The organism is Micromonospora sp. NPDC048830 (genome assembly GCF_043198215.1).
In the GTDB taxonomy this organism is placed as follows: domain Bacteria; phylum Actinomycetota; class Actinomycetes; order Mycobacteriales; family Micromonosporaceae; genus Micromonospora.
Map to the genome: position 1 here is coordinate 75,992 of NZ_JBICUP010000010.1, position 20,872 is coordinate 96,863.

The following is a 20,872-nucleotide window of genomic DNA, read 5'->3' on the forward strand; positions in this document are numbered from 1 at the left end:
GAGGATGTCAAAGCCGGGTCCGGATCTCCCACAGCTCCGGGAAGAACCGTTCGTCGCGGCGGGACCGCAGGTACTCCACGCCGCTCGACCCGCCCGTCCCCGGCTTGTGGCCGATGAGCCGCTCGACGGCCAGGGCGTGCCGCATCCGCCACGCCGCCCAGGCCTCGTCGTGGTCGAGCAGCGCCTCCGCGACCGCCAGCAGGTCGCTGTCGGGCCGGCCGCTGCGCAGCAGCCGGACCGGGTCGCCGACCCCGCGGCGGCGCAGCAACACCCGGTACGCCTCGGCGAGGCTCGGCTCGCACAGCCGGCGTTCCAGCCGGGCGGCGTCGGCGCTGCCCGGCGGGGCGACGCCGGCGTGTCCCCGGCCGCGCAGGCCCGACAGGTACTCGATCTCCCGGTACCGGATGGACTGGAATCCGCTGGCGGTGCCCAGGTGGGGGCGCAGGCTGGCGAACCCGGCCGGGCTGATCGTGGTCAGCGTGTCGAGCTGGGTCACCAGCAGCCGGTCCACCCCGGCCACCCGGCGCAGCTGGTACAGCGCGTCCGGCACCGCCCCGGCGAACAGGTCGTCGCGGGCGGCCTCCAACTCGTGCAGGATCAGCTCGAACCAGATCTCGAACGCCTGGTGCACCAGGACGAAGAACCGCCCGTCGGGGTGGTCCGGCACCTGCTGGGTCGCCGCCAGCAGCGCGTCGAGGTGCAGGAATGAGCCGTACTCGACGGCGGGGGACGCCACCATGGTCGACTCGACGCCGTGCTCCTGGTGTGTCGTCATCGCCGCTCGCCCCTCCGCCCGGTCGGCGCGCTGGTCGCCACCGACGCTCGCGGGTGAAATCTCCCAGCGGCGCGGCGGCCCCGGAATCCACCAACGCCCACGACGATCGGGGGCGGTCCGGGCCGCCCGGTCGACCGGCCCGATCGGGCGGGCAGCGTCGCCGTCGGCCGGGCACCCGCCCCCGCGACCGACCGGCGTCGCGCCGCCGCGGTCAGCGGTAGAACCGGCGGACCCGGGGCCCGACCCGGGTGAGCAGTTCGTTGGGGATGGTGTCGGCCGCCGCCGCCCAGTCGGCGAGGGTCGGCTCCCCGGCGGTGCCCGGCCCGAACAGCACCACCGGGTCGCCGGCGACGACCGGGGCGTCCGGCACGTCCACCACGAACTGGTCCATGCAGACCCGGCCGCTGATCCGCCGCCGCCGGCCGGCCAGCAGCACCCGGGCCCGGTTGCCCGCCGCCCGTGGCACACCGTCGGCGTACCCGGCGGCGACCAGGGCGAGGGTGGTCTCCCGGGTGGTGACGTACTCGTGCCCGTAGGAGACCGGAGTGCCGGCGGGCACCCGGCGGGCCAGCACCACCGGGGCGCGCAGGGTCATCGCCGGCACCAGCTCGACCGGCGGCGGCCCCGGCAGCGGGTTGATCCCGTACACGGCGATGCCGGGGCGGATCAGGTCGTACGTCGCCGCCGGCACGGCCAGCGCGGCGGCGGAGTTGGCCAGGTGCCGCAGCCGCGGGGTGAGCCCGTGCGCGGCGGCCACCTCCAGTGCCTCGTCGAACGCCGTGAGCTGCCGCGCGACGGACGGGTGCCCGGGCCGGTCGGCGTTGGCCAGGTGGCTCCACACCCCGACGACGTCCAACTCGTCCCCGGCGGCCTTGCCGGCGGCGAGCACCAGCTCCGGCCAGCGGGCCGTGGTGGCGCCGGCCCGCGCGGCGCCGGTGTCGACCTTGAGGTGGGCCCGGGCCGACCGGCCGGTGCGCCGGGCGGCGGCGACCAGCTCGTCGAGCACCCAGCGATCGGAGACGGACACGTCGACGTCGCCGCGCACGGCCGGGGCGAGGTCCTCGCCGGGGCGGGGCAGCCAGCACAGCACCGGGGCGGTGATCCCGGCCGAGCGCAACGCCAGCGCCTCCGGCAGGTACGCCACGCCGAGCCAGGTGGCGCCGCCGGCGAGGGCGGCCCGGGCGGCCGGGACCAGGCCGTGGCCGTACCCGTCGGCCTTGACCACGGCCATGACCTCGACGGCGCGCAGCCGGCGCAGCGCGGAGACGTTGTGCGCGATGGCCGCCAGATCGATCTCCGCTTCGCACCCGACCATGCGGCGAGTCTGGCCGCCGGGGCCGGGGGACGCAGTGCCTGATCGGGCCGTCCGGTGTGGGGCTCCGCGCGACCGGTGGCGGCGCGGCGCGGCCGCGGGACGGCCGGGCTGGCGACGGCACGATCCGGTACCCCGACCGGGCCTGGTCGGGTACTCCGACCGCGACGGTCGACCGGCGGCGGCGAAGTGGGTCCCTGTTCCGGGGGCACGGCCGCCTCCGGGCGGCTCTAGCGTCCCTGGCGCGGCCCGCACGACTTGAACAAGGCGGGACGCCGACAGGTATCCACGGACCGGTGGGAGCGTGCGATGGACGAACAACAGGCGGTGGAGCTGGTCACCCGGTTGGTGGCCAGGGGCCGGGGGGTGGACGTGCGCACCCTGACCCCCGAGACGAGCCTGGTCGACGACCTCGGGTTCGACTCCCTCGACGCCTCGGAGCTGCTCGCCGCCCTGCACACCGAGACCGGCGCCCACGTGCCCCTGTCCGACCTGTCCGACCTGCGCACGATCGGCGACATCGGCCGTGCGCTGACCAAGCAGGAGGTCACCCCGTGATCACCGCCACCGGCCGGCACATCGACCCCGAGGACCCGGTCTGGATCCTCAACCAGTACCGCGCGGCGGAGGTGCACGGCGCCGGCGCGATCATGCGCATGGCCCGGCTCGCCGACACCGCCCAGCTGCGCAGCGACCTGTCCCGGCACCTGCGGGACGAGGCCGTGCACGCCTGGCTGTGGACCCGGGCGATCGAGGACTTCGGCGGCGAGGTGGTGGACGTCGCCCAGCCGTACCAGGCCCGGCTCTCCGCCCACTTCGGCATCCCGAAGACGCTGACCGACATGCTGGCGCTGACGCTGGTCTCGGAGCGGCGCGGTCTGTCGGAGTACGAGCTGCACGTGGGCCAGGAGGACCTGCCCCAGGCGATCCGGCGCCCGCTGCGGGCGATCATCCGGGACGAGGCGTGGCACGTGTCGTACATCGAGGACGCGCTGAAGGAGAAGGCCCGGGAGTCCCGCGGGGTCTACGACATCATCGAGCGGGCCGAGCAGGCCGACGTGCACGCCGTGGCCGAGCTGGAGGCCGAGGCGGCGTCCGCCGACCGGTGACCCCGCCTCCGGCGGTGGCGACCCGCTTCGCCCTCGCCGCCTTCCCGCCGTAACCCGACGACGATTGGCGACGACCGTGACCCAGCTCGACCTGTCCCCCGCCGTCACCTGGCCCGCCGGGTACGCCACGGATCCCGGCCTGTCCCTCGAAGAGGTCGTCCGGCCGTACGGGTCGGCGGCGGAGGTGGCCTTCCTCGGCGCCGACGGCGCCCGGGACGCGGCCAGCTACGACGTGCTGGCCCGGCGGATCGCCACCGCCGCACACCGGCTGCGGGCGGCCGGTGTGCGGCCGGGCGACCCGGTGGCGGTGACCCTCACCAACGACCTGCCGACGGTGACCGCCGCGCTCGGCGTGTGGGCGGCGGGCGGCACGCTCGTCTCGCTGCCCCCGCCGCCGCGGCGGGGCGGGGAGGTGCACGCCCAGCGCTTCGGCGCCGTGCTCGACGCGATGGACTGCCGGCTGCACCTGACCGACGCGCCCGACACGCCGCCGCTGACCGACCGGATGCGGGCCGTGCCGGTCGCCGCCGTGCAGGGCGAGGAGCGGGTGCCCGACCCGGAGCCGGCGATTCCCGACATCGCGCTGGTGCAGTTCACCTCGGGCAGCCTCGGCACGCCGAAGGGCGTGGCGGTACGCGGGGACATCTTCGCCGGGCACATCAAGATGATCAGCCGGTGCTTCGACCTGGACTCGGCCCGCGACCGGGTGGTTACCTGGCTGCCGCTGTACCACGACCTCGGCTTCGTCTGCTTCTTCAGCTCGGCGTTCTACGCCCGGACCGCCCAGACCCACAGCAACCCCAAGTCGTTCGTGCTGGACCCGGCGAGCTGGCTGACCATGCTGGCGCGGGAGCGGGCCACGGTCAGCGGCGCCCCGAACTTCGGCTTCCGGCTCGCGTCCCGGATGCCGTACCCGGAGGGGCTGGACCTGTCCCGGATGAAGTGCTGCCTGAACGCCGCCGAGCGGGTGCTCTGGTCCGACGTGGTGGACTTCCACCGGGTGGCCGGGCCGCTCGGCTTCCCGTGGGAGGCGATCATGCCGGCGTACGGGCTGGCGGAGGGGACGGTCGGGGTCTCCTGCGCCCCGCACGACCGGGGCCCCGTACGCGGCCCGGACGGGCACGTCTCGCTCGGTCCGCCGCTGCCCGGCAACCGGTACACCGTCTCCGAGTCCGGCAGCCTCCTGCTGGGCGGGAACTGGCTGTTCGAGGGCTACTGGACGGCGGAGGGCTTCAAGCCCCGCGACCCGGGCCCGTTCGACACCGACGACGCGGCGTTCCTGCACGACGGCGAGCTGTACGTCATCGGCCGCCGCGCGGACGTGGCGTCGGTGTCCGGGCACAACGTGTTCGCCGAGGACGTCGAGGCGGCGGCGCTGGCCGCGGGCGGGCCGCTGCTGCTGGGCTGCGCCGCCTTCAAGCACCGCGGCGAGGGCGGCGGCGGGGAGCGCTTCGGGCTGGTGCTGGAGATCTCCCCACGGACCAAGAGCGCCGCGCCGGAGGTGGCCCGCGCGGCCCGCCGGGCGGTCACCGAGGCGCTCGGCACCCGGGTCGCCCCGGTCCTGGTGGTGCAGCAGGGGGCGATCCCACGGACCACCTCGGGCAAGCCGCGCCGGCCGGTGCTGCGCGAGATGGTGCTCAACGGCGAGCTGCCGCCGCGCCGAGTCCTGGCCGAACTCCCCTGACCGCCCCACCCCACCTCCCCCACTCCCGCCCCCCGCCGGCCCGCCACTCCGGTCGATCAAGAGGTTTGCGTCAACGTCGACGCCGTGGACGACGCAAAGCTCTTGATCGACGAGGACCGGCCCGGCGACGTGCAGGGCACGGGGCCGGGCGGCGGGGGTGGGGCGTGGACGTGGCGTGGGACGGGTGGGGTGGGGGGCGACTCGGTGGTCGCCCCCCCCCCGGGCGGACTCACGGGTGGGGCGTGTCGGCGGCGGTCAGCCGCTCCAGCTCGGCGTCGAAGCGGGGATCCGGCCGCAGCAGCCGGCTCGCGACCAGCTCGGTCAGCACCTCGTCGGCGCCGCCGCCGATGCGGGCCAGCCGCACGTCGCGCCACCAGCCCTCGAGTGGGTAGTTCGTGGTGTAGCCACGGGCGCCGAAGACCTGGAGGCAGTCGTCGGTCACACGTTCCACGATGTCGCACACGACCAGCTTGAGCGCGGCGACCTCGTGGGCGAACCCCTCGCCGGCCGTGCCCCGGGCGACGGTGTCGCGCAGCGCGGCGCCGGCGACGCCGAGCCGCGCGCGGGCGTGGGCCAGCCGGTGCCGGACGGCCTGCTTGTCCAGCAGCGGGCCGTCGCCGACGATCCGCCGGCGGGCGTGCGCGGCGGCCAGTCCCAGCGCCATCCGGCCGGCGGTCAGCAGCTGCGCGCAGATCGAGAGGCGCTCGAACTGCAACAGCCGGCTGGCGTACGCCAGGCCCATGCCGGGGGCGCCGAGCAGCGCGTGCGGCGGCAGCAGCGTGTCGAAGGTGACCTCGCCGACGTCGCAGGAGCGCAGGCCGGCGGTGTCGAAGAAACCCTCGACACGGACGCCCGGGCTGTCCAGGGGGACCAGGAACAGGGCCAGGTCGCGGGGTCCGCTTCCGGCCACCCGGGCCACGGCCAACAGGTGGGTCGCGGCGCCCAGGTTCGACACGTACCGCTTGTGGCCGACCAGCCGCCAACCCTCCGGCTCCTGCGTGGCGGTGCTGCGGATGCCGGCGAGGTCCGACCCGCCCTGCGGTTCGGTGGCGCCGAAACAGCCGACGGCCCGGCCGCCGAACGCGTCGTCCAGCAGTTCCCGCTGGGCGGCGTCGGCACCCAGCCAGCTCAGCGCGCCGATGAACACCTCGCTGTGGCCCATCGCGGCCAGCGCCAGCCCGCTGTCGAACTCGCTGAGCTCCTCGGCCATGGCGACCAGCCGGGGCAGCCCGCCGGTCGCACCGGGCGCCCACCGCTCGCGGAAGACGCCGTGCGCGGCGAGGGTGGTGAGCACCTCCCGGGGGAGGTGCCCGTCCACCGCCCAGCCGCGCCGCCGCTGCGGGTCGACGTCCGCGAGCGCGCCGCGGACGAGCCCCCGGTAGTCGAGGTCGGTGGCCGTGGCCGGCACGGTCATCCCACCAGCTCCCGCCATTCGGCGTGGGCGGTGTTGCGCCCGGTGTTCAGATCGGCGTACCGGGCCGCGAGCTGCTGGGTCACCGGACCCACCTTGCCGCTGCCGACGGTCCGGCCGTCGACGTTGAGCACCGGCACGATGCCGGCCGCCGTGCCGGTGAGGAAGCACTCGTCGGCGTGGTAGAGGTCGGTGCGGACGAGCACGTCGGTGCGGGTCGGAATGCCGTCCTCCCCGGCGATGGTGAGGACGGTGTCGCGGACCACGCCCTCCAGGGCGCCGGAGGCGAGGGTCGGGGTGCGCAGCTCACCGTCGCGCACGACGAAGATGTTGTGCGCGTAACCGTCGGTCACGTGGCCCTCGGTGTTGAGCATGATGGCCTCGTCGTACCCGCTGGTCAGCGCCTCCTGCAGGGCCAGGTAGGAGTTCAGGTACTGGCCGGTCGCCTTCGCGGCCGGAGGCAGCACGTGCGACGGCATGCGCTGGAAGCTGGACACCTTGGCCTTCACGCCGTGGTCCTTGGAGCCCCCGACGAGCGGGCCGTTGGAGGAGGCGATGATGGCCACCCGGTACGGGGCGGTGAGCGGGTTCGGCCCGTGACCGAGGAACACGATGGGCCGCAGGTACGAGTCGGTGAGGCCGTTGGCCCGGATCACCGCCCGGCACCCCTCGGCGAGGTCGTCCACGGTGTAGGGCAGAGGGACCATGTAGGTGGCCGCGGAGCGGGCCAGCCGGCGCAGGTGGTCGGTGAGGCGGAAGAGGGCCGGGCCCTGCGGGGTGCCGTGGCAGCGGATCCCCTCGAAGAAGCCGATCCCGTAGTGCAGGCCGTGCGAGCTGACGTGCACGTGCGCGTCGTCCCAGTCGACCAGGGACCCGTCCAGCCACACCTTGGCGTCGGTCATCACGCTCTCCCTCCGTTGCCCCACTGCTGCTGCTCCGGCGCGGACGCGATGCGGCGACGGAGGTTGACCACTGCGGGGTCCGGGGGCTGCACCGTCTCCTCGGCCAGCAGGCCGTGGTTCAGGGCGACGGTGACCGCCACCGTCCGGTTGGGACAGTTGAGTTTGGCCAGAACGTTGCCGACGTGCCGCTTCGCGCCGTGCTCGGAGATGCCGAGCCGCCGGGCGATCTGCTTGTTGCTGAGCCCTTCGGCCAAGAGCTTAAGAGCCTGCCGTTCCCGCGGCGTGAGCATGAAAGGCGGGTCCGAACGGGGCTTGCCAGCGGTACGCAGCTCGTCGAGAATGCGCCGCGCCAGGGAGCCGGGGATGGGCATCTCCCCGTGGCGCAGCTTGTGCAGGCTGTCGGCCAGGACCGTGCGGTTCAGGCCCGGCTCCAGCAGGAACCCGTCGACCGACAGCGCGGCGACCTCCGGCAGCAGGGCGTCCTCCGGCTGGCGGAGCAGGAACAGCGAGGACGTGCCGGTACGCGCGGCGGCGGCCAGGACCGCGTCGGTGCCGCCGGGCGGGCCGTCCGCGGAGACGATCAGGACCTGGTAGTCGCCTGTCTCCAGCAGTCTGGTGGTGGCGAGCGGGTCGCCGCCGGGCTGCACAGTGGTCACCATCGGCAGGTCGGCCAGCATCTGGCTGAGTCCGCACCGGGTCAGCTCGTTCTCGATGGCCACCAGGACCGCGAGCCCCGCGGTGGCCGACGGGCGTGGGCTGACGCTCACGTCATGCATGTCTCTTCCTCCCCAGGGCCCAGGGTGGGCCCCTGCGCACGCCCGAGCGTGCGGAGCCCGCGGCCGGTGTGGCCGGGGGGGCCTCGACGCCCGTTTGGAAATGGCACATGAGCTTGTGGCTCGGCCAGCCGGATAAGCAGATATCCGAACTGGTCGATCATTCCTGACGGGGATGTTAACGGTCCATGGCTCTCGACACCACAAAAGTGGAGTGACTACCAAGAGTAGGGTTGGCGGCCGACCGGGGTCGACCCTGCGTTGACGTCGTCAAATACGACGCGTGGCCCCTCCAGACCATTGTGACTTTGCCTGGGCAACCCGGCGTGAAACGATGCCGGGCGTGACGACATTCCCTCGGGCAAGGCGGGCCGTCATGACCGTTCTGCGCATTGGCGGTGCATTAGCATTGCTTGTTGTCGCAATCGGAGTCGGCTGGTCCACCGTGATCGGGGTGGCCCAGGTCAGCGACCGACCCGCCGTCTTCCTCGCGGCCGGGCTCGCGGCCTACGGAGCCGTGCTGGCGGCGGGCGGCTGGCTGCTCACGCGGCGACTGTCCACCCGCGCGGCCACCCGGGCCCGGATCGTGGGGGCCGCCGCGTCGGCGGCGCTGGTCCTGGTCCCCACGGCCTGGGCGCTGATCGCGCCGAACGCCCCGCGCGCCGTGCCGGACCCGGCCGGGCTGCGACACTGGGCGCTTCCCGACGGCACCCGACTCGCCGCGCTGCTGGTGCCGGCCCGGCCCCGGGCGACCGGGGACCCGATCGTCTTTCTGCACGGCGGCCCCGGGGTGGCGGACATGGACCACGACGCGCCGGTGCTGGGCAAACTCGCCGACACCGGCCGGGACGTCTGGCTCTACGACCAGCTCGGCACGGGCCGCTCCAGCCGGCTGGCCGACCCGTCCGGCTACTCCCTGGAACGGGACGTCGCCGACCTGGAGCAGGTCCGCCGCCGCATCGGCGCGGACCGGATCGTGCTGATCGGGCACTCGTACGGGGCGACGCTGGCCGCCAACTACCTGGCACGACACCCGGCGCGGGTCTCCCGGGTGGTCTTCTCCTCGCCGGGGCGCCTGGTGCCGCAGGTGGGCGACGTCAGCGGCACGGGCATGATCGGCCGCCTCGACACCCGGCAGCAGCTCGCCGTGTTCGGCAGTATCCTGTCCCCGCGGGCCATGCTGACCTGGAACCTGGTCAGGGCCAATCCCCGGGCGGCCCACGCGCTCTCCGGCGACGACGAGATGGACGCCCGGTTCGCCACCCTGTACCGGCAGTCCGCGCCCGGCCTGGTCTGCGCCGACCGCCCCACCCCGCCGACCCCCGCCCGACCCGGGTTCTACGCCAACCAGGTGCCGCTCGCCAGCACCCGCCAGGCGGACGACATCCGCCCGACCCTGGCCGGGCTGCGGGTCCCCGCGCTGATCCTCAAGGGTGCCTGCGACTACCTGCCGTGGTCGTTCGCCACCGACTACCGGCGCAGCGTGCCCGGCAGCCAGCTGATCTTCTTCGACCGCGCCGGGCACCAGACCTACGTCGAGCAGGAGGCCGAGTTCCTGGCGGTGGTCCGCGCCTTCCTCACCGGCGCCCCGAGCCCGGTGCCGCCGTGGCGGGGCGCCGAGCCGCCGTCGAACTACCAGGGCGTCCGCTGACGAGGGCGGGCCGGCGAGTCCGCAGTCCGGCGCGGTTCACGGCACACCCGGGTCGCCAATCGCCAACAAGGTTTCATATGCGGGCGGCATGAACCACGTCGGCCGTGGCGCGCACCGAGAGAGCCCTTTCCGGCGCAACCACTACCGTCCGTAATTTTCTTCAGTTGCCTGGCTGGCGACTTTTCCCTCTTCGCGGAATGCCTGGCGGCAATAACTGGGGCGACCGGGCGTGCGATTAGTAACCAAGCGTCGCGCAACATGAAGATTATTGGGTCGACAAACGTTCGCGTCCCGGGTCGCCGACCCGGTCGCAAATCTCACCACGAAGACCAAAACGGGCGTTCAGGGCAGTCGAACCACCTGGCCGGCGTACAGCAGGCCGGCGCCGAACCCGAGCAGCAGCGCGAGGTCGCCGCTGACCTCCGGGGCGCGGCTGACCAGCCGGTCCAGCGCCATCGGCACCGACGCGGCGGCGGTGTTGCCCAACTCCGCGACGTCCCGGGCCACCAGCACCGACGGCGGCAGCGCGAGCCCGTCCACCAGCGCGTCGGTGATCCGCATGTTGGCCTGGTGCGGTACGAACGCCGCCAGCTCGTCGACCCCGATCCCCGCCGCGGCCAGCGCGGCCTCGGCCACCTTGCGCATCCGGGTCACCGCCCAGCGGAACACCGTCGGCCCCTCCAGCTGCAGGTACGGGAACTGCGCATCCGGATCGTGCAGGTCCGACCAGGGGCGGGGTTGCGCGATCGCGGAGCCGCGCTCACTCTCCGAACCCCAGACCACGGGCGAGATCCCCGACACGGCGGAACGGGCCACGACCACCGCGCCGGCCCCGTCGCCGAACAGGAACGCCGAGCCCCGGTCGTGGGGGTCGATGATGTCGCTCATCCGCTCGACGCCCACGACCAGCACGTGCTCCGCCGACCCCGCACACACCATGTCCCGCGCCAGGTTGAGCGCGTAGCAGAAGCCGGCGCACCCGGCGTTCACGTCGAACGCGGCCGCGACGTCCGCGCCGGGGCCGAGCAGTTCGGCGATGCGGGTCGCCACCGCCGGCGCCTGACGCAGGTGGCTCATCGTGGTGGCGATGACGCAGTCGACCCGCTCGACAGGCACACCCCCGGCCGCGAGGGCCTTCGTGCCGGCCGCGTGCCCCATCACGGCGAGGCTCTCCTCGGGCCCGGCGAAGCGGCGGAGCCGGATGCCGGAGCGGCGTTCGATCCACTCCTCGCTCGAGTCGATGCCGGCGCACACGTCCCGGTTGGTCACCACCCGCTCGGGCAGGTACCCGCCGATCCCCACGATCGCCGCGTGCGGCGCCCCGTCCAGCGGCACGTCCATCAGCTCCCTCCGCCTCCCACCGGGGCCGAACGGATGACACCCGGCATCGCCCGCACGGCTCCGCGGCGACTGTATGAACGTTCAAAGGCGCGCCGGCACGGCCGATCGGGCACCCCGAGCGGACACCCCCACCCGGCGGCTGCCCGGGCGACCCTCCCGCTGGTCGGGACCGGATACGCGCACGGACCGGTCGGCGGGGCCGACCGGCTACGGTGGGCCGCCGTTCGCTGCGGTAGACCTCGGGGGAAGGGAGCGGCAGATGCGCGACGACTTCCCGCGGTACCTGGCCAAGGAGCTGGATGCCGCCGATCCGCTGGCGGACCTGCGCGACCGGTTCGTGATCGGCGACGACGACCTCGTCTACCTCGACGGCAACTCGCTGGGGCGGCTGCCGGCGGCCACCCCGGCGCACCTGGACCGGCTGGTCCGCGAGGGGTGGGGCGAGGGGCTCGTCCGCTCCTGGCCGACGTGGATCGAGTGGGCCCGCCGCCTCGGCGACCGGCTCGCCACGCACGCGCTCGGCGCCCGCCCCGGCGAGGTCGTGGTGTCCGACTCGACCTCGGTGAACCTGTACAAGCTCGCCGCCGCCGCGCTGGACGCCGCAGGCGAGCGCCGTACCGTCCTGGTCGACGCCGAGGACTTCCCCACCGACCGGTACCTCCTGCAGGGGCTTGCGCAGGCCCGCGGGTTGACCCTGCGGATGCTCCGCTCCGACCTCGACGAGGGGCTGCGGCTGCACGAGCTGCGGTCCGCGCTGGACACCGACGTGGCGCTGGTGGTGCTCTCCGCGGTCTCCTACCGGTCCGGGGCGCTGCTGGACATGGCGGCCGTCGACGCCGCCGCCCGCGAGGTCGGCGCCGTCGTCCTGTGGGACCTCTGCCACGCCGTCGGGGCGGTGCCGGTCGAGCTGGAGGCCAGCGGCGCCGACCTCGCCGTCGGCTGCACCTACAAGTATCTCAACGGCGGCCCCGGCGCCCCGGCCTTCCTGTACGTGCGGCGGGAGCTGCAGTCCCGGCTGCGCCAGCCGATCCAGGGCTGGTTCGGCCAGCGCGACCAGTTCCTGATGGGGGCCGACTACGACCCCGCTCCCGGGGTGGACCGGTTCCTGGTCGGCACCCCGCCGATCCTGTCGCTGGCCGCGCTCGACCCGGCCCTGGACGTCCTCGCCGAGGCCGGCATCGCCCGGGTACGCGCGAAGGGCCGCCGCCTCGGCGAGCTGATCGTCACGCTGGCCGACGCCTGGCTCACCCCGTACGGCTTCCGGCTGGCCTCGCCCCGCGACCCGGGGCGGCGCGGCAGCCACGTCTCGCTGCACCACCCTGAGGCGCTGCGGATCTCCCGGGCGCTGGCCACCGAGGCGCGGGTGGTGGGCGACTACCGCACCCCCGACCGGCTGCGGCTGGGCCCGGCGCCCCTGTACACCCGGTACGTCGACGTCTGGGACGCCATGGACCGGCTGCGTGACCTCGCCGAGCGGCGCGCCTGGGAGCACGTGCCGGGCGAGCCCTCCCGGGTGACCTGAGCCGGGCGCCGGACGGGGTGGTGGTCGTCGGCGCGGGAAGTGTCGCCCCAGCCGACTCGCCGGGGCCGCAATTCCCGATGAAGTCGCCCGTATCCGGAGGGCACGAGAAGCACCGGCCGTCGCCCGGGGCGCGCCTTTTCTCGATGATCTGACGGCAAATGGGATGAGCATGCGCCGAAAGCGACAACCCGGCCTGCCGGCGGTTTCCCCGACAGCGCCGAGAAAGCGCGCTCCACGCCGATTCCGCGGGCACGACCCGCTGCGGCGGGACACCGACGACAACCGGAAGTAATCCCGGCGACCGGGAGCATTCGGTAAAGGGGATCGTTGCCGCCGGAAATCGGATGTGCCCGGATCCGACCACCACCCGCCTTCGGCACCGGCGGAGGCGGATAGCCTGCCTGAAGGAGATCGCCCTCCGCCGCGGGTCGGTCGACGCCGGGTCCTGCCACCGGACGGGCTCCGCCCCGGCCGACTCCCCGGACGGCCGATGGCTGACGGACGTGGCCGCCGAGCACCACGACGGCCCGCGGAGAACGGGAGCACGACGTGCGCACCTTGGTCACCGGCGGCGCCGGTTTCGTTGGCAGCAACTTCGTCCGGCGGCTCCTGCAGGGCGCCTACCCGGCCCTCGCGGGCGAGGTCGTGGTGCTCGACAAGCTGACGTACGCCGGCAACCTCGCCAACCTGGCGCCGGTGGTCGCCGACCCCGCGCTCCGTTTCGTGCGCGGCGACGTCGGCGACCCGGCGGTGGTGCGCGGGGCCATGGCCGGCGTGCGCACGGTGGTCCACTTCGCGGCCGAGTCCCACGTCGACCGCTCCATCCGCGATGCGGCGGACTTCGTACGGACCAACGTGCTGGGCACGCAGGTGCTGTTGCAGGCCGCCCTGGACGCCGGGGTGGACCGGTTCGTGCACGTCTCCACCGACGAGGTGTACGGCTCGATCGAGAGCGGGTCGTGGACCGAGGAGTCCCCGCTGGCGCCGAACTCGCCGTACGCGGCGTCCAAGGCGGCGTCGGACCTGCTGGTGGGGGCCTACCACCGCACCCACGGGCTGCACGCGTGCGTCACGCGGGCGTCCAACACCTACGGCCCGTACCAGTATCCGGAGAAGCTCATCCCGCTGTTCGTGACCAACCTCCTCGACGGGCTCAGCGTGCCGCTCTACGGCGACGGCGGGAACGTGCGGGACTGGCTGCACGTGGACGACCACTGCCGCGGGATCGCCCTGGTGGCGGAGCGGGGCAGGGCGGGCGAGGTCTACCACGTCGCCGGCGGCACCGAACTGGACAACAGGTCGCTGACCCGGGCCCTGCTCGACATCCTCGGCGCGGACGAGTCCATGGTCCGGCACGTTCCGGACCGCGAGGGCCACGACCGCCGGTACTCGCTGGACTTCCGCAAGGCCGCCGGGGAACTGGGCTACCGACCCTCGGTACGGCTGGCGGACGGGCTGGCGGAGACCGTGCGCTGGTACCGCGAATTCCGGCACTGGTGGGCACCCCTGAAAGGGGCGGCCCCCGTCGGCTGACCGGAATTACGCCCGCCGGCCGGAGTCCGATTCCGCGGCCCGGAGAGCGCCTTTCCGACTGCCGACGTCCCGTCACCGAAACGGCACCGGTGAAACCCGCCGGAATTGCTGCCGCCACTGTTTCCGACGGCGACCGGTCACCGGTCGTGTCGCAAAGACAACGGCGTCGACGAGGACCACGACGGGGCCCGGGAGGAAGCGATTTGCTGCCGTTTCGGGACGGTCGACATTTGGTGCGGCAATTGCGCGGCGACCGGCGCCGCGCGCCGCTCAGGCCGCGTCGATCTGGACGCCCGGCCGCCCGTTCTCCACCACGAAACTGGCCCGGGTGGACACGGGCGCGCCCGGCTCGGTGACGTACGGCACCACACGGTAGTCGGTGCGGAACCGGTCGTGGTCGAGCAGGCAGCGCACGTACCCGCGCCGTCCGTTGTAGAACCTCATGTGCGGGTTGCTGGCGAGCCACTCCCTGCCCCGGGTGTCCATCTCGGCCCCGTTGCCGCCCGAGGTGATCGACGTACCGAGGAACTCGACGCCGACGGTGCGGGAGGACTGGTCGTCGAAGTTCTGCTTGAGGTCGGAGACCATGCTGCAGTGGGCGTCGCCCGTGACCACCACCATGTTCTGCACGCCACGCTCGACCACGCCGTCGAACAGGCGCTGCCGGGCCGCCGCGTAGCCGTTCCAGTTGTCGTTCCCCAACTGCTTGCCGGGGCCCGGGTCCCGGTCGGCCTCGGTCATCACGGTCTGGTTGCCGAGCACGTTCCACCGCGCCCGCGAGGCGCTCAGGCCGTCGAGCAGCCACTGCTCCTGCGCGGTGCCGAGCATGGTGCGCGACGGGTCGTCCATCCCCGTGGGCACCTGGTCCGACCGGTACTGCCGGCCGTCGAGGATGTCGAACTGGGCGAGGTTGCCGTAGCGCAGCCGCCGGTACAGGCGCATGTCCGGCCCCTGCGGGATACTGGCCCGGCGCAGCGGCATGTGCTCGTAGTACACCTGGTACGCCTGCGCGCGGCGCAGGAGGAAGCTCTCCTCCGACTGCTTGGCGTCCTCGGAGGTCCCGTCGGCGTAGTTGTTCTCCACCTCGTGGTCGTCCCAGGTGACCGCCCACGGGAACCGGGCGTGCGCGAGTTGCAGGTCCGGGTCGGTCTTGTACTGGGCGTGCCGGATGCGGTAGTCGGCCAGCGAGAAGATCTCGGTGGCGGGCAGGTGCGGGCGGCCGATCGCGCTGGTGCCCGGTCCCTCGTAGATGTAGTCGCCGAGGTGCAGGACGAGGTCGAGGTCCTCCTCGGCCAGGTGGCGGTAGGCGGTGAAGTGCCCGGCCGGCAGGTTCTGGCAGGACACGAAGGCGAAGGCGAGCTGCCGCGGGTCGGCGCCGTACGCGGGCGCGGTGCGGGTCCGTCCGACCGGGCTCAGGTACCGGCCCACCCGGAACCGGTAGAAGTACTCGCGGTCGGGGCGCAGGCCGGTGACCTCGACGTGCACCGAGTGGCCCAACTCCGGGGTGGCGTGCGCCGCGCCGGCCCGGACCACCTCGCTGAACCGCTCGTCCTCGGCGACCTGCCAGTTCACCTCCACGACCCGGGGCGGCATGCCGCCGGACCCGTCGACCGCGAGCGGGTCGGGAGCCAGGCGGGTCCACAGGACGACACCGTCCGGCAGCGGGTCGCCGGAGGCGACGCCCAGGGTGAACGGCTCGTCGACGAGCGCCGGATCGGCCCACGCCGGTGCGGCCGAGAAGCCGGCGATGGCGGCGGCGAGCCCGGCTCCGGCGGCACCGGTCAGTCCGAGGAATGCTCGCCGGTGGAGTGTGGTCATCAGACGGTCCCTTCAGCAGTACGGGAAGACCACACCGATTCTTGGGACCGAGGTTGCGCGCCGATGGCGACGCGATGGCCCGCGGCGGTCGGGACCGCGCACATCAGGCCCCGGGGTGCGGGGTTCCCGCAGGCAGTGGGCCGCCCGCCGAATCCCGCGACTCGGCCTCGACCGTCCTGCCCCGTCGATACAGTGGCGGGCGAAACCCCCGCCGGCACGATCGGTCGAGCCGTGGAGCGAGCCGGCCGCCGCGCCCGCACGCCCAGAGAGGTGGTCCCGTCATGGCCACGAACCGGGACATCGTCACTCGCGCCTTCGCGGACTGGTCCGCCGGCACCGGCGCCATCTCCGACATCTTCGCCCCCGACATGCGGTGGGAGGTGGTCGGGCACTCGGTGGTCGCCGGTCCACCGGTGAGTGGGTGCCGAACCCGCGCCACCTGCACCGTGCGCAGCGGGTCCTGCGGAGGCTGGGTCGTGGCCTGTCCCGCAAGGCAGGCCCGGACCGGCGCGCCGGAGCACGGCCGTCGAAGCGGTGGCAACGAGCGCGGGCCCGACTCGCTCGCGTGCACGCCCGGGTGGCGAACCTGCGCCGCGACGGGCTGCACAAGCTCACCACACGGCTGGCCCGTGAGCACGGCACGATCGTGGTCGAGGACCTGAATGTGTCCGGGATGCTGACCAACCGGCGTCTGGCCCGGCACATCGCCGACGCCGGGTTCGCCGAACTGCGCCGACAACTCACCTACAAGACCGGCTGGAACGGGGGTCGGCTGATCGTGGCCGACCGCTGGTATCCGTCCTCGAAGACCTGCTCGGGTTGCGGCACGGTGAAAACCAAGCTGGCCCTGGCCGAGCGTACCTACACCTGCGCCACCTGCGGCCTGGTTCTGGACCGGGATCTGAACGCCGCACGCAACCTCGCCGCGCTCGCGCGTGAGGCTGTCGACGCCCGGAGTGGCCGGGAGTCGCCAAACGGACGTGGAGCCGACCGTAAGACCCCGCTCGCGGGGCAGGTGGCCGTGAAACGTCAACCCGGCACCGCCCCAGCGGGTCAGACCGGGACCGTCCCACCGCAAGGCAGGACTACCAATCACACGCTCACCAGAGCGCACTGATAGGTAACGGGATCTACGAGGACGTCGAGGCGAACAGGGTGATCACCGTGTTCGACGGCAGGGGCGTCACCGTCGCCGGCACCCCGTACGAGAACACCTACGCCTGGTTCCTGACCCTCCGGGACGGCAAGGTGGTCGACGGCATGGCCTTCTTCGACAGCGTCGCGTTCGACGAGCTCTGGAAGATCCCGCCGGCCGGCTGACCAGGCCTCATCCGGCGTACGCCCGGACCTGCCCCCGCACCGTGACGGCGACCTGGGCGCCCGCGGCCAGGCCGCTGCCCTCGTCGAGGGTCCGCGCGGTCAGCAGGGTGCCGTCGTCGAGGCGCAGCGTGGTCAGCGCGTCGTGCCCGTGGAAGTCCTGCCGCACCACCGTGGCCGGCGCCCCGCCGGACGGGGCGAGCCGGATCTGCTCCGGCCGGACGAGGACGGTCGCCGCGCCCCCGGCGGCGGAACCGCGCAGCGGCAGCCGGCCCAGCGGGGTGACCGCCACGTCGTCGTCGACAGTGGCCGGCAGCAGCACCGCGTCGCCCACGAACCGGGCGACCCACGGGTCGGCCGGGTCCCGGTAGACCTCGGCGGGCGTCCCGCACTGCACGATCACCCCGGCGTCCATGACCGCGACGGCGTCCGCCATGGACAGTGCCTCGCCCTGGTCGTGGGTGACCAGCACGCCGGTGGCGCCGTCGGCGCGCAGCGCCTGCCGCACGTCGGCCCGCAGTTCGGCGCGCAGCTTCGCGTCCAGGGCGCTGAACGGCTCGTCCAGCAGCACCAGCGGCGGCCGGGGCGCCAGCGCGCGGGCCACCGCGACCCGCTGCTGCTGGCCGCCGGAGAGCTGGTGCGGCATCCGCGCGCCATACCCGGCGAGGCCCACCAGGTCGAGCACCTCCTCGACCCGGCCGGAGCGGCGGGCCGCCCGGTCCAGCCCGTAGCCGACGTTGTCGGCGACGGACAGGTGCGGGAACAGCGCGCCCTCCTGCGGTACGACGGCGACGCGGCGGCGGTGCGCCGGGACGTGCACGCGGTCCCCGACGACCGCCCGGCCGGCGACGGTGACGGCGCCCCGGTCGGCCCGCTCGAACCCGGCGACGCAGCGCAGCAGGGTGGTCTTGCCGCAGCCCGACGGGCCCAGCACCGCCAGCAGCGCGCCGCGGCGCACGTCCAGGTCGACGCCGGCGAGGGCGGGCACCGTCCCGTACGACTTGGCCAGGCCGGCCACCGTCAGCATGCTCTCGGTCATCGGGTGCCTCCGGGGTCGGTGAGTCCGGTGCGGGCCGCGAGCAGCCAGGTGGGCACGGCGGCGAGCGCGACGAGGATGGCCGCGTACGGGGCTGCGGCGGCGTACGCGGCGGTGGAGGTGTGCGTCCACAGCTCCGTGGCCAGGGTCTCCATGCCGGTGGGCCGCAGCAGCAGCGTGGCCGGGAGCTCCTTCATGCAGGTGAGGAACGTCAGCGCCGCCCCGGCGCCGATGCCGGGCAGGGTCAGCGGCAGGGTGACGGTGCGGAACACCGCGAACGGTCCCCGGCCCAGCGATCGGGCCGCCTCCTCCACGGCGGGCGGGCTCTGCGCGGCGGCGGAGGTGACCGCGCCGACCGCGAGGGGCAGGAACAGCGTCGCGTACGCCAGCGCGAGCAGCCACCGGCTCTGGTAGAGCGGGTACGCGACGTTGACGGCGAAGAAGACCAGGGACAGGCCGATCACCACGCCGGGCAGGGCGTGCGCGACGTAGGTGAGCCGTTCCAGCAGGGTGGCCACCGGGCCGGGGGCGCGGGCGGCGAGCAGCCCCAGCGGCAGGGCCAGCAGCATGGTGAACCCCGCGCCGGCCAGCGAGGCCGACAGCGACCCGCCGGCGGCCGCCGCGATCTCGGCGAGGGAGCCGGGGCGGGACACCCCGGCGGCGAGCCAGCGGGCCAGCCCGGCGGCCGGCACGCCGAGGGCCAGCGCGTCGACGGCGAGCAGGGCGGCCACGGCCGGCCACCGCCACCGGCCCAGCGCCAGCCGCACGGGCGGCCGGACGGTGGTGCTGGCGTACCGGGCGTCGCGGGTGCGGGTGGTCAGCTCGGCGCCGATCAGCAGCACCGTGAGGACGACCAGGACGGTGGAGAGCACCAGCGCGCCGGTGCGGTCGAAGCCGAGGTTGAACGCGGTGAAGATGGCCCGGGTGAAGGTGTCGACCTGGACGAGGGAGACCGCGCCGAAGTCGGCGAGCACGTACAGGGCGACCAGCAGCGCGCCCGCGGCGACGGCCGGCCGGACCTGGCGCAGGGTCACCCCGAACAGGGTGGCCCAGGGGCCGCGGCCCAGTGACCGGGACACCTCCTCCTGCCCGGGGTCGGCGCGGGTGAGCGCGGCGACGGTCGGCAGGAAGACGTACGGGTAGGAGCAGACGGTGAGCAGCAGCGCCGCCGCCCAGAAGCCGGCGAACCCGTCCACGGTGGCGATCCAGGCGAACCCGGCGACGTACGTGGGCACGGCCAGCGGCAGGGCCGCGAGGACGCCGAACGCGCGCCGGCCGGGCAGGTCGGTGCGGGCGACGAGGAACGCGGCGCCGACGCCGAGCACGGTGCACGCGGCGGTGACGACGGCGGCCAGGGCGAGGCTGCGGCCGGCGAGCACGGCGACCCGGTCGGTGAACAGCTCGTCGGCGATCCGGTCCCAGCCGGCCTCGCCGGCCCGTACGCCCAGGTAGACCAGGGGCAGCAGGGCGACCGCGACGGCGGCGGCCGACGCGGCGGTCAGGCCGGGTCGGGGCAGGATACGGCGCGGTGACCGCCGGGCCGGCGTGCCGGCCCGGCGGTCACCGGCGAGGACGCCGTTCAGGCCAGCCCCGTTTCCTTGATCATGGCGACCGTCGCGTCGAGCGTGTCGAGGTCGTTCAGGTCGATCTTCGGCGCCTCGAGCGTGGCGAGCTGCGGCAGGCCGGGCGCGGCCGGGACGCCGGCGGCCAGCGGGTACTCGAACGTCTGGGTGGCGAAGTAGGTCTGCGCCTCGGTGCCGAGCAGGTAGTCGACCAGGGCGCGGGCGTCCGGGTCGGAGCCGGCCCGCTTGAGCAGGCCGACGCCGGCCGCGTTGACCAGCCCGCCGGTGTCGCCGTCGGGGAAGAAGTGCAGCCGCGCCTTGAGCGTCGTGGGGTCGCCGCCGCGCTCCTTGGCCAGCTCGTAGACGTAGTAGTGGTTGACCAGGCCGACCGCGATCTTGCCGGCGTCGATATCGGCGACGATCTGGACGTTGTTCTCGCGGATCTGCGGCTCGTTGGCCTTGAGCCCGGTCAGGAACTCCTTCGCCCTGGCGTCGCCGTGCTGCACCCGCAGCGCGGTGACGAACGCCTGGAACGAGCCGTTGGTGGGGGCGACGCCGATCCTGCCCTTCCACCGGGGGTCGGTCACCTCGAACACCGACGTGGGCAGCTGGTCCTGGGTGACCTGGTCGGTGTTGTAGGCGAGCACCCGGGACCGGCCGCTGACGCCGACCCACTGCCCGCCGCTGGCCCGGTACGCCGCGGGTACCCGGTCCAGCACCTCCTGCGGCAGGGTGGCGAGCCGGCCGGCCTTGGTGACGGCGCCGAGCGCGCCCGCGTCCTGGGCGAAGAAGGCGTCGGCGGGGCTGCGGTCGCCCTCCTCCAGCAGCTGGGCCGCCATCTGGGCGGTGGTGCCATAGCGGACGTCCAGCTTGATCCCGGAGGACTTCTCGAACTTCTCCAGCACCGGCTTGACCAGGGCCTCGCTACGGCCACTGTAGATCGTCAGCCGCTTGTCGTTCGGCTTGCCCGGGTCGCCGCCGTCGTCGCCGCCACCGCAGGCGGTCAGGGAGAGGAGGCCGGCCAGGGTGGCGGCCAGCATGACACTCAGACGCTTCTGCACAGGTAAGGCTTACCTTAGCTATCGACTCCGCGCAAGTCCGTTCCGCCGACCAGGCCGGCTGTGAC

General features: G+C 73.9%; 18 protein-coding genes. 8 read left to right on the forward strand and 10 right to left on the reverse strand.

What is annotated here, in order from left to right:
• Positions 1 to 7 precede the first annotated feature (7 nt).
• Both ACGFIZ_RS11875 and alr read right to left on the reverse strand, forming a co-directional pair.
• The gene (locus ACGFIZ_RS11875; RefSeq protein WP_393418368.1) at positions 8 to 775 is read right to left on the reverse strand and encodes a tryptophan 2,3-dioxygenase family protein; all 768 of its coding nucleotides are present in this window, start codon (positions 773 to 775) and stop codon (positions 8 to 10) included.
• Between the two features lie 211 nt (positions 776 to 986).
• Complete coding sequence (gene alr, locus ACGFIZ_RS11880; protein ID WP_393418370.1) at positions 987 to 2,090, reverse strand: alanine racemase; 1,104 nt, start codon at positions 2,088 to 2,090, stop codon at positions 987 to 989.
• Between the two features lie 306 nt (positions 2,091 to 2,396).
• Between alr and ACGFIZ_RS11885 the strand changes: the two genes are divergently transcribed.
• From ACGFIZ_RS11885 to ACGFIZ_RS11895, 3 genes are all read left to right on the forward strand, one after another.
• Entirely contained in the window at positions 2,397 to 2,645 is a 249-nt protein-coding gene (locus ACGFIZ_RS11885; protein ID WP_347670804.1) for an acyl carrier protein, read from the forward strand.
• Positions 2,642 to 3,196 (forward strand): ferritin-like domain-containing protein, encoded by a 555-nt coding sequence (locus tag ACGFIZ_RS11890; protein ID WP_393418373.1) that lies wholly within the window; start codon positions 2,642 to 2,644, stop codon positions 3,194 to 3,196. Before ACGFIZ_RS11885 ends, ACGFIZ_RS11890 begins: the two co-directional genes overlap by 4 nt.
• 64 nt (positions 3,197 to 3,260) lie before the next feature.
• Entirely contained in the window at positions 3,261 to 4,880 is a 1,620-nt protein-coding gene (locus tag ACGFIZ_RS11895) for an AMP-binding protein (RefSeq protein ID WP_393418375.1), read from the forward strand.
• A 229-nt stretch (positions 4,881 to 5,109) separates the two neighbouring features.
• Here the strand turns inward: ACGFIZ_RS11895 and ACGFIZ_RS11900 are convergent, their stop codons facing one another.
• From ACGFIZ_RS11900 to ACGFIZ_RS11910, 3 genes are read right to left on the reverse strand one after another with little or no spacing between them, the layout of a single operon-like run.
• Positions 5,110 to 6,294, reverse strand: coding sequence for an acyl-CoA dehydrogenase family protein (locus ACGFIZ_RS11900; RefSeq protein WP_393418377.1), 1,185 nt, complete (start codon positions 6,292 to 6,294; stop codon positions 5,110 to 5,112).
• The gene (locus ACGFIZ_RS11905; RefSeq protein WP_393418379.1) at positions 6,291 to 7,193 is read right to left on the reverse strand and encodes a branched-chain amino acid transaminase; all 903 of its coding nucleotides are present in this window, start codon (positions 7,191 to 7,193) and stop codon (positions 6,291 to 6,293) included. The genes ACGFIZ_RS11900 and ACGFIZ_RS11905 overlap by 4 nt, the downstream gene beginning before the upstream one ends.
• On the reverse strand, positions 7,193 to 7,969 hold the full coding sequence (locus ACGFIZ_RS11910) for a LuxR C-terminal-related transcriptional regulator (protein ID WP_393418381.1): 777 nt from the start codon (positions 7,967 to 7,969) through the stop codon (positions 7,193 to 7,195). Before ACGFIZ_RS11910 ends, ACGFIZ_RS11905 begins: the two co-directional genes overlap by 1 nt.
• A gap of 406 nt (positions 7,970 to 8,375) precedes the next feature.
• On the opposite strand from ACGFIZ_RS11910, the gene ACGFIZ_RS11915 reads away from it, so the two are divergent.
• Positions 8,376 to 9,617, forward strand: a complete 1,242-nt coding sequence (locus ACGFIZ_RS11915; protein WP_393418383.1) for an alpha/beta hydrolase — start codon at positions 8,376 to 8,378, stop codon at positions 9,615 to 9,617.
• 342 nt (positions 9,618 to 9,959) lie between these two features.
• On the opposite strand, the gene ACGFIZ_RS11920 is transcribed toward ACGFIZ_RS11915, so the two are convergent.
• On the reverse strand, positions 9,960 to 10,958 hold the full coding sequence (locus tag ACGFIZ_RS11920) for a beta-ketoacyl-ACP synthase 3 (protein WP_393418385.1): 999 nt from the start codon (positions 10,956 to 10,958) through the stop codon (positions 9,960 to 9,962).
• A 259-nt stretch (positions 10,959 to 11,217) separates the two neighbouring features.
• Between ACGFIZ_RS11920 and kynU the strand changes: the two genes are divergently transcribed.
• Complete coding sequence (kynU, locus tag ACGFIZ_RS11925) at positions 11,218 to 12,480, forward strand: kynureninase (protein ID WP_393418387.1); 1,263 nt, start codon at positions 11,218 to 11,220, stop codon at positions 12,478 to 12,480.
• 549 nt (positions 12,481 to 13,029) lie between these two features.
• Positions 13,030 to 14,013, forward strand: coding sequence for a dTDP-glucose 4,6-dehydratase (gene rfbB / locus ACGFIZ_RS11930; RefSeq protein WP_393418389.1), 984 nt, complete (start codon positions 13,030 to 13,032; stop codon positions 14,011 to 14,013).
• A 270-nt stretch (positions 14,014 to 14,283) separates the two neighbouring features.
• On the opposite strand, the gene ACGFIZ_RS11935 is transcribed toward rfbB, so the two are convergent.
• Complete coding sequence (locus ACGFIZ_RS11935) at positions 14,284 to 15,831, reverse strand: alkaline phosphatase D family protein (RefSeq protein ID WP_393418391.1); 1,548 nt, start codon at positions 15,829 to 15,831, stop codon at positions 14,284 to 14,286.
• A 421-nt stretch (positions 15,832 to 16,252) separates the two neighbouring features.
• Here ACGFIZ_RS11935 and ACGFIZ_RS11940 point away from each other — a divergent pair, with 421 nt between their 5' ends.
• Positions 16,253 to 16,948 carry an RNA-guided endonuclease TnpB family protein gene (locus ACGFIZ_RS11940; protein ID WP_393418393.1) on the forward strand — a complete coding sequence of 232 codons (696 nt, stop codon included), beginning with the start codon at positions 16,253 to 16,255 and terminating at the stop codon, positions 16,946 to 16,948.
• Between the two features lie 47 nt (positions 16,949 to 16,995).
• Positions 16,996 to 17,151 carry a hypothetical protein gene (locus ACGFIZ_RS11945; protein ID WP_393418395.1) on the forward strand — a complete coding sequence of 52 codons (156 nt, stop codon included), beginning with the start codon at positions 16,996 to 16,998 and terminating at the stop codon, positions 17,149 to 17,151.
• A 7-nt stretch (positions 17,152 to 17,158) separates the two neighbouring features.
• Here the strand turns inward: ACGFIZ_RS11945 and ACGFIZ_RS11950 are convergent, their stop codons facing one another.
• Genes ACGFIZ_RS11950 through ACGFIZ_RS11960 form a run of 3 tightly spaced genes read right to left on the reverse strand, consistent with a single transcriptional unit; the run spans position 17,159 to position 20,786 of the window.
• Positions 17,159 to 18,187: an ABC transporter ATP-binding protein gene (locus ACGFIZ_RS11950; protein ID WP_393418397.1), complete on the reverse strand. Its 1,029-nt coding sequence runs from the start codon at positions 18,185 to 18,187 to the stop codon at positions 17,159 to 17,161.
• Positions 18,184 to 19,704, reverse strand: coding sequence for an ABC transporter permease (locus ACGFIZ_RS11955; RefSeq protein ID WP_393418536.1), 1,521 nt, complete (start codon positions 19,702 to 19,704; stop codon positions 18,184 to 18,186). Before ACGFIZ_RS11955 ends, ACGFIZ_RS11950 begins: the two co-directional genes overlap by 4 nt.
• A 59-nt stretch (positions 19,705 to 19,763) precedes the next feature.
• Positions 19,764 to 20,786, reverse strand: coding sequence for an iron ABC transporter substrate-binding protein (locus ACGFIZ_RS11960; RefSeq protein WP_393418538.1), 1,023 nt, complete (start codon positions 20,784 to 20,786; stop codon positions 19,764 to 19,766).
• Positions 20,787 to 20,872: the final 86 nt, after the last annotated feature.